The organism is Sphingopyxis sp. (assembly GCF_025869345.1).
Lineage (GTDB): Bacteria > Pseudomonadota > Alphaproteobacteria > Sphingomonadales > Sphingomonadaceae > Sphingopyxis.
In genome coordinates, this window is record NZ_JAOZVW010000088.1 from 1 (window position 1) to 7,796 (window position 7,796).

Below are 7,796 nucleotides of genomic sequence, written 5' to 3' on the forward strand. Positions count from 1 at the left end.
CGTCGGCTAACCCCACGCTGGGTTGCCGCTTTCGCGGGAATGACGAAGCTGGGGAGGGGCAGCTCACCACCCCATAGCCGACGTTATCCCAGCGCCTCGACTTCCTCAGCCAAGACCAGCCAGCGATCCTCCGCCGCCGCCTTTTCTGCGCGCAACGCGTCGAGTTTCGCCGTCAGCGCGGTGAACCGCGCATTGTCGCGTGTGAACAGGCTGCCGTCGGACAATTCGGTCTCGATCCCCGCCATTTCCGCCTCGATTTCCTCGATCCGGCCGGGGAGGAGATCATAGTCGCGCTGATCCTTGTAGCTCAGCTTCTTGCGCGCCTGCGGCGGCGGGGGCGGGGCTTCGGTCGCGGCGGCTTTTGCCTTTGCCGCCGCCGGTTTTGCGCGCTTTGCTTCCCAGTCGGCGTAGCCGCCCGCGACGATGTCGACCTTTCCCGATCCGTCGAGGCCGAGCGTCACCGTCACCGTGCGGTCGAGGAAATCGCGGTCGTGGCTGACCAGCAGCACCGTGCCCTCATAATCGGCGATCACCTCCTGCAGGAGGTCGAGCGTTTCGAGGTCGAGGTCGTTGGTCGGCTCGTCGAGGACGAGCAGGTTCGATTCGCGGGCAAATTCGCGCGCGAGCAGCAGGCGCGAGCGCTCGCCGCCCGACAGCGCGCCGACGCTCGCCTCGGCGATCGCGGGATCGAAGAGGAAATCCTTCAGATAGCCCTGCACATGCTTCTTGACCCCGCGCACCTCGATCCAGTCGCCGCCGTCGGCGAGGATGTCGCGCACCGTCTTGTCGGGGGAGAGCAGGCTGCGCTGCTGGTCGATGACGATGCCGTCGAGCGTCGGGGCGAGCGTCACCGTGCCTTCGTCGGGCGCGATCTCGCCGGTCAGCAGCTTGAGCAGAGTCGACTTGCCCGCGCCGTTGGCGCCGACGATGCCGATGCGGTCGCCGCGCTGGACGCGGAAATCGAAATCCTTGATGATCGTGCGCTCGCCGAAGCGTTTGGTGATGCGGTCGGCGACGATGACCGATTTCGAGCGGACGTCGTCGTTGGCGAGGCCGAGCTTGGCGACGCCGGGGCCGCCGATCATCGCGGCGCGGGTGGCGCGCATTTCCTTGAGCTTTTCGAGCCGCCCCTGGTTGCGCTTGCGCCGCGCGGTGACGCCGCGTTCGAGCCAGTGCGCCTCGAGCCGCAGCTTCGAATCGAGCTTTTGCGCGGCGCGCGCTTCCTCGGCAAACACCGCTTCGGTCCACTCGTCGAAGCCGCCGAAGCCGATTTCCTTGCGGCGGATGCTGCCGCGGTCGAGCCACAAGGTCTGGCGCGTCAGGCGGGTGAGGAAGGTGCGGTCGTGGCTGATGACGACGAAGGCGCCGGTGTAGCGCGCGAGCCAGTTTTCGAGCCAGTCGATCGCGGCGAGGTCGAGGTGGTTGGTCGGCTCGTCGAGCAGCAGCACGTCGGGATTCTGCGCGAGCGCGCGGGCGATGGCGGCGCGGCGGCGCTCGCCGCCCGAGGCGCTGGCGGCGGTGCGCGCCATGTCGATGCCGAGCTGGTCGGCGATCGCGGCGACGTCGTGCCCGGCGGGGGCGTCGGTGCCGGACGTGGCATAATCCATCAGCGTGTCGAACGCCGACAGGTCGGGCTCCTGTTCGAGCAGCACGACATGGGTGCCGGGGACGATCGTGCGCTTCCCCTTGTCGGCGTCGATGCGGTTTGCGAGCAGCTTGAGCAGGGTCGTCTTGCCCGCGCCGTTGCGGCCGATCAGCGCGAGGCGATCGCGTGCGCCGACATAGATGTCGAGATCCTCGAACAGCCAGCCGCTGCCCTGCACAAGGCCGAGGCCTTCATAAGAAAGAATGGGTGCTGCCATGATGAACGGCTCGCTACATATGCGTTCAGCGTCATGCAAGCGCGGCGAGGGCAAGGCCGGAACGGGTTCGCTCCGTCAGCGTTACGGAGTGGTCATCAGTTACGGCCGGAACTCCGGTCCACAGGAGAATGAAATGACGAAGCAAATGCTCACCGCTATGGCGGCCGGTATCGCGCTGATGGCGGCGGTGCCCGCCATTGCCCAACAGGGAGGATCGACGGTGACGACAGCTACGGTGCAGGGGCCCATTCTTTCCTTCAGCGTCAGCCAGGAAGTGCGTTCGCGCCCGGATCAGGCGACGGTGGGCGCCGGGGTGACGACGACCGCGCCGACCGCGGTCGAGGCGATGCGCGCCAATGCCGCGGCGATGGACAAGCTGATCGCCGCCGCCAAGGCGCGCGGGATCAAGGCCGAGGACATCCAGACGAGCGGCATCAACCTGTCGCCGCAATATGACTACAGCAACCGCAGCGACGGCCAGCCGCCGCGTTTCCTGGGCTATCAGGTGTCGAACAGCGTTCGCGCGACGACGCCGAAGATCGACGATATCGGGCCGCTGCTCGACGCGCTGGTCGCGGCGGGCGGCACCAATGTCGACGGACCGTGGTTCGGGATGAAGGACCCCGACGCGCAGCTCGTCGGCGCGCGCGGCGCGGCGATCAAGGAGGCCGAAGCGAAGGCGGCCGACTATGCGCGGCTCGCGGGCTATCGCGGCGCCGAGCTGGTGGCGATCGGCGAAGGCAGCTTCGGCGGGCCGCAGCCGCCGATGCCGATGGTGCGCCTGCAGGCGATGGATGCCGGCTCGGCAAAAGCGACGCCGGTCGAGCCGGGGCAGGTCGCCAATACGCTGACGCTGAGTTTCCAGTACCGGCTGGTGCGATAGGGCGGCGTAAACATCAGCGCGTCCCCGCCCTTCGACGCCGCCTGCGGCGGCGCTCAGGATAAACTGCCCCTTCGGGGCAGGCGGGGACCCATCTCCGGCCGGTTCCATCTTGCGCCGGCGGGAGATGGGCTCCCGCCTTCGCGGGAGCACGCAGGCTTTTCGCTCAAAGCCTAAAGCTGCGCGCCGCCGTCAGGGCTTGAGCTTGATCTTCCGCTCGACCCTGGCGGCCGCCTTTTCCTCTTTCTTGCGCCGGTTGAAGACGCGGCGCATGTAGCGGACGTCGCTGGCGCCGAGATGCGCTTCGGCGGCCACGAACTGTTCCTGTTCCTCCTCGCCGACGTGATGGAGATATTCCTCCTTGAGCGCGGCGAACCGGCGCAGCCAGCCGGGCGACGCCATGTCGCGGGCGGCGAGGTCGCCGAGCATGTCGTCGATCTCCTTATGCTCGGCGATCGCGTGGCGGGCGAAGTCGGTGGTTTCGGGATCGCGCAGCACGCTCGACCACAGCGCCTGCTCCTCGGCCGCAGCATGGGCCTTGAGTTCCTTTACCAGTTCCTTGAACAGCGTCTGGCGATCGGGCGATTTGCCCTCGGTCTCCTCGATCATCGCCAGCAGCGCGCGGTGGCGGTCGTGATCCTCGACGAGGCGGCCGAAAATATCGGGGTCGCCGCGGAATTTCGTTTTCGGCGTGCTGCCGATCCGCGCCGCGACGCCGGGCGCAACCGCCTTTGCTTTCGCGATGGCCTCGCCCTTCGCCTTTGCCGCGGGTTTGCGCTTCGCTGCGCCGCGATCGATCGTGCGTGCCGTCATGTCGATCCCACTCCTTCCGCTGGTCCTATTCGAACGCGGGCGGGAAATCATGGTTCCGGCGGCGGGTCAGCCCAGTTCGTCTTCGGCCCACGGCCACGGCCGCTCGCGGAACCATTTGGTGATGATATATTTGCGCCCCTTGCGCACCTTCATCCCGTGGTGGAGCGTCTCGGGATTGGGGGTGCCGTCCGCGCGGACATTGTTCCACGCAAGCAGCTTGCCCGTTTCGGGCTGGTGCAGCTTGCCGGTCGACAGGAAGCGCGTCGCGCCGCCCGCGGCGGGCTCGTTGAGATAGATCATCAGCGTCCAGCTCCGCTGGCCGGGGATCGCGCAATAGGTCTCCCAGTCCGCGCCGTCGGGGTCGAAATAGTCGGTGTGCGCCTTGAACTCCTCGCCGACGTCGTAGCGCTGGCCCTGGAGCGGTTCGCCATATTCGGGCGGAATGCCGGTGAGGGCGTGGAGCCGGTCGTTGACCGCGGCGACGACCGGATGGCGATGGTCGAGGTCGCAGGTCGAACTGGTGCGAAAGGCGTCGTCGCCATTGGGGTCGGCGATCGTCGAGGGCCGCGCCTTCGCGTCGATCAGTGCGATCAGCGCAGCGCAGGTGTCGGCGTCGAGGAAGCGCGCGAGCATATATTGTTCGAGCTTCGGGGTCGGCGCGCGCCGGATGCCGGGGACCGCCGCGAGCCGCCCGGCGGTACGGGCGGCGCCTGAAGCCTGCATGTCGACATGTTCGTGATCCGCCATGCCGTGCTTTTAATGGCGCGATCCCGTGCGAACAATGCTTGACGGCAAAAGGCCCCGCGCCTATCGCCGCGCGCTGTCGCAGGCGGTTCCGCCCGACGTGTGGCGATCATAGCTCAGTTGGTTAGAGCGCCGGTTTGTGGTACCGGAGGTCGTGGGTTCGAGCCCCATTGGTCGCCCCATTTTCTCTATCTTCGCGCGTGGCAGCTTTTGGGGTGACTCGGCGCCCATGACGGATTATTACGCTTTGACGTAATTTTCTAACGCGAGGAGTCGCGCATGTCTGCTGTCTGGGATTTCGCCGATTTCGACGATCATGAGCATGTCCACATGTTCCGCGATCGCGCCAGCGGCCTCACGGCGGTCATCGCGGTCCATTCGATCCACCTCGGCCCCGGCGCGGGCGGGGTGCGCTACTGGCATTATCCGCAGCGCGCCGCGGCGATCACCGACGCGCTGCGCCTGTCGCGCGGCATGAGTTACAAGAATGCGATGGCGGGCCTGCCGCTCGGCGGCGGCAAGGGCGTGATCCTGGCCGACGAGGGGCAGGCGAAGACCCCCGAACTGCTCGCCGCTTTCGGGCGCGCGGTCGAATCGCTGGGCGGCGCCTATGTCACCGCCGAGGATGTCGGCATGTCGGTCGCGGACATGGTCGAGATCGCGCGCGCGACGCGCCATGTCAGCGGGCTGCCGGCGGCGGGCGATGCGGTGGGCGGCAACCCCAGCCCGCTGACCGCGCTCGGCGTCTATCTGGGGATCAAGGCGGCGATCCGCGAGAAACTGGGCACCGACAGCGCCGCGGGCGTGCGCGTCGCGGTGCAGGGCGTCGGCAGCGTCGGCGAAGGCGTCGCGCGGCGGCTGGCCGCCGATGGCGCCAAGCTGATCCTCGCCGACGTCGATCTGGCGCGGGCGAGGGCGCTTTCCGAGGAACTGGGCGCGGACCTCGCCGATTCGGCGGCGATCATGGAGGTCGAGGCCGACGTGCTGAGCCCCAACGCGCTCGGCGCGACGCTGACCGAGCAGAGCATCGAGCGGCTGAAGGTGTCGATCGTCGCGGGCGCCGCGAACAACCAGCTCGCGACCGACGCGGACGGGCAGCGCATTCATGATCGCGGCATCGTCTATGCCCCCGATTATGTGATCAACGCGGGCGGGATCATCAACGTCGCGCTCGAATATCTGGGGCAGGGCAGCCGCGAAGAGGTCGAAAGCCGCATCGGGGCGATCCCCGGCCGCCTCGCTGAAATATGGGCCGAGAGCAAGGCGAGCGGCACTCCGGCGTCGGTGGTGGCCGACCGGATGGCGCAGAAGCTGATCGGGCGGGGGTGAAAGCCGGGCGTCGCTCGATGACGCTCTGGATTGCTTCGCTTCGCTCGCAATGACGAAGTCCTGAAACGCATCGTCATTGCGAGCGAAGCGAAGCAATCCAGAGCGGTCGGGCTCATGTGTTGGGGGTGGCGGATCGCTTGATTTCCGCTAAGCCTCGCCGTCGATGAAACGGCATTTCTATCTGGTCGCGGGCTGGGCGTCGCTGGGGCTTGGCGCGATCGGCGCGTTCCTGCCGTTGCTGCCGACGGTGCCGTTCGTCATCCTCGCCGCTTTCTGCTTCGCGCGTTCCTCGCCGCGGCTCGAAACCTGGCTGCTGACCCACCCGCATTTCGGCCCTCATATCGTCGCGTGGCGCGAGAAGGGCGCGATCAGCCGCAAGGGCAAGATCGCGGCGACCGCGGCCTTTGCGTTCAGTATCGTGCTGGCGGCGATCTTTTCGCCCTGGCCGTGGGTGATGGCGCCGGTGATCGCGGCGGCGGTGACCGGAAGCTGGATCTGGACGCGGCCGGAAGGGTGAAGGGGAGGCTTTTGTCTTTTCCGTCACCCCGGACTTGATCCGGGGTCCCGCTTTTCGATGGTGCTGAGCGGGACCCCGGATCAAGTCCGGGATGACGAGATGTTGCAGGGCAAAAGCTTGACGTCACGCGCCGCGCGGGCGAGAGAAGCGCCGCCGGGTCGCGCCGGGCAATTCACTGGACCGATAAACCGGCCTCACCTAAAGACGACGCGAGACCGATGCACGCATACGCCAACCCCACCCGCTTTCTCGCGATCGCCAAGCCGCTGACGCCGTGGCTGCTCGGCCTTGGGCTGCTGCTTTTGCTCGCCGGGGCCTTTGCGGGGCTGGCGATGGTGCCGGGCGAAGCGAAGCAGGGCGAGACTGCGCGAATCCTCTATGTTCATGTCCCATCGGCGTGGCTCGGCATGGGCGGCTGGACCTCGCTCGCGGTCGCGGGGCTGGTGCAGCTCGTCTGGCGCCATCCGCTGTCGGGGATCGCGGCGCGCGCGATCGCGGTGCCAGGGATGCTGTTCACCGCGCTCTGCCTCGCGACCGGGTCGATCTGGGGCAAGCCGACCTGGGGCACCTGGTGGGAATGGGACGGGCGGATGACCTCGATGCTCGTCCTCCTCTTCCTCTATGCCGGCTTCATCGCGCTGACGACGGGCGACGAAGGCCAAAGGCAGGGCGGATCGCTGTCGCGCGGCGCGGCGATCTATGCGCTGGTCGGCGCGATCAACATTCCGATCATCAACCGCAGCGTCGTGTGGTGGAACAGCCTGCACCAGGGGCCGAGCATCACGCTGGGCGGGTCGAGCATCGACGGTTCGCTGCTGTGGCCGCTGGGGCTGACCGTGCTCGGCTTTTCGTTGCTGTTCGGCGCGATCGTGCTGATGCGGATGCGGCGGATCATCGCCGACAACCGCGTCGCGGCGCGGCTGCGGCGGCTCGCCGACGACGACGAGGGATATTGAGATATGGCGGGGGTGATCAGCGGGGGCGGGCAATGGGCCTATGTGATCGCGGCCTATGCGCTGACGGCGCTGCTCACCGGCGCGGTATTGTGGCATAGCTGGCGCGCGATGGCGAAGGCAGAGAAGCGCAGCGACGCTTTGCGTAAGGACCGCAAATGAAAGCGAAGCATCAACGACTGATTTTGGCGCTCGTGGCGCTGGGCGGCGTCGCGGGCGCGGGCGTGCTCGCGGCGAGCGCGCTGCGCGACGAGGCCGCCTATTTCCGCACGCCCGCCGAAGTGAAGGCGGGCAAGGCCGCGGCCGGCGAGGCGATGCGGCTGGGCGGCATGGTCGCCGCGGGCAGCATCAAGCGCCAGAGCGACGGGGTGACGATCCGTTTCGTGGCGACCGACGGCAAGGCGTCGATCCCGGTCCAGTTCACCGGCATCGTCCCCGATCTGTTCGCCGAGAACGCGGGGATGGTCGCCGACGGCCGGCTGCGCGCCGATGGCGTTTTTGTGGCCGACCGCATCCTCGCCAAGCATGACGAGCGCTATATGCCGCCGCAGATGGGCGAGATGCCGAAGAATATGAAGCTGGTGCCGGGGGAATGAGAAGCGCTGCCGTGGCTCGAAAATTTGCGCTCAGAAATCATATGGATTTCGTTACCCCGGACTTGATCCGGGGTCCCGCTCAGCGACGTTGGAAAAGCGGGA

At 67.4% G+C, this 7,796-nt stretch carries 9 protein-coding genes and 1 tRNA gene; 7 read left to right on the top strand and 3 right to left on the bottom strand.

Annotated features, from left to right (window positions below):
- Positions 1 to 83: 83 nt before the first annotated feature.
- Positions 84 to 1,862, bottom strand: a complete 1,779-nt coding sequence (locus OJI97_RS09580) for an ABC-F family ATP-binding cassette domain-containing protein (RefSeq protein ID WP_297662978.1) — start codon at positions 1,860 to 1,862, stop codon at positions 84 to 86.
- Between the two features lie 133 nt (positions 1,863 to 1,995).
- Here OJI97_RS09580 and OJI97_RS09585 point away from each other — a divergent pair, with 133 nt between their 5' ends.
- A complete protein-coding gene (locus OJI97_RS09585) occupies positions 1,996 to 2,745 on the top strand; it encodes an SIMPL domain-containing protein (protein ID WP_297662980.1) in 750 nt (249 codons plus the stop codon).
- A gap of 189 nt (positions 2,746 to 2,934) precedes the next feature.
- Here the strand turns inward: OJI97_RS09585 and OJI97_RS09590 are convergent, their stop codons facing one another.
- Both OJI97_RS09590 and OJI97_RS09595 read right to left on the bottom strand, forming a co-directional pair.
- Positions 2,935 to 3,555 (bottom strand): hemerythrin domain-containing protein, encoded by a 621-nt coding sequence (locus OJI97_RS09590; RefSeq protein ID WP_297662982.1) that lies wholly within the window; start codon positions 3,553 to 3,555, stop codon positions 2,935 to 2,937.
- Positions 3,556 to 3,621: 66 nt separating this feature from the next.
- Positions 3,622 to 4,302: a 2OG-Fe(II) oxygenase gene (locus OJI97_RS09595; RefSeq protein ID WP_297662984.1), complete on the bottom strand. Its 681-nt coding sequence runs from the start codon at positions 4,300 to 4,302 to the stop codon at positions 3,622 to 3,624.
- 102 nt (positions 4,303 to 4,404) lie between these two features.
- Between OJI97_RS09595 and OJI97_RS09600 the strand changes: the two genes are divergently transcribed.
- From OJI97_RS09600 to ccmE, 6 genes are all read left to right on the top strand, one after another.
- Positions 4,405 to 4,481, top strand: a tRNA-His gene (locus OJI97_RS09600).
- Between the two features lie 97 nt (positions 4,482 to 4,578).
- Positions 4,579 to 5,628 (top strand): Glu/Leu/Phe/Val dehydrogenase dimerization domain-containing protein, encoded by a 1,050-nt coding sequence (locus OJI97_RS09605; RefSeq protein WP_297662985.1) that lies wholly within the window; start codon positions 4,579 to 4,581, stop codon positions 5,626 to 5,628.
- A 163-nt stretch (positions 5,629 to 5,791) separates the two neighbouring features.
- The gene (locus OJI97_RS09610) at positions 5,792 to 6,145 is read left to right on the top strand and encodes a YbaN family protein (RefSeq protein WP_297662986.1); all 354 of its coding nucleotides are present in this window, start codon (positions 5,792 to 5,794) and stop codon (positions 6,143 to 6,145) included.
- Between the two features lie 218 nt (positions 6,146 to 6,363).
- Positions 6,364 to 7,101 (top strand): heme ABC transporter permease CcmC, encoded by a 738-nt coding sequence (gene ccmC, locus OJI97_RS09615; RefSeq protein ID WP_297662987.1) that lies wholly within the window; start codon positions 6,364 to 6,366, stop codon positions 7,099 to 7,101.
- A gap of 3 nt (positions 7,102 to 7,104) precedes the next feature.
- Positions 7,105 to 7,260 carry a heme exporter protein CcmD gene (gene ccmD, locus OJI97_RS09620; protein ID WP_297662989.1) on the top strand — a complete coding sequence of 52 codons (156 nt, stop codon included), beginning with the start codon at positions 7,105 to 7,107 and terminating at the stop codon, positions 7,258 to 7,260.
- A complete protein-coding gene (ccmE, locus tag OJI97_RS09625; RefSeq protein WP_297662991.1) occupies positions 7,257 to 7,694 on the top strand; it encodes a cytochrome c maturation protein CcmE in 438 nt (145 codons plus the stop codon). Before ccmD ends, ccmE begins: the two co-directional genes overlap by 4 nt.
- The last annotated feature ends 102 nt before the right edge of the window (positions 7,695 to 7,796 follow it).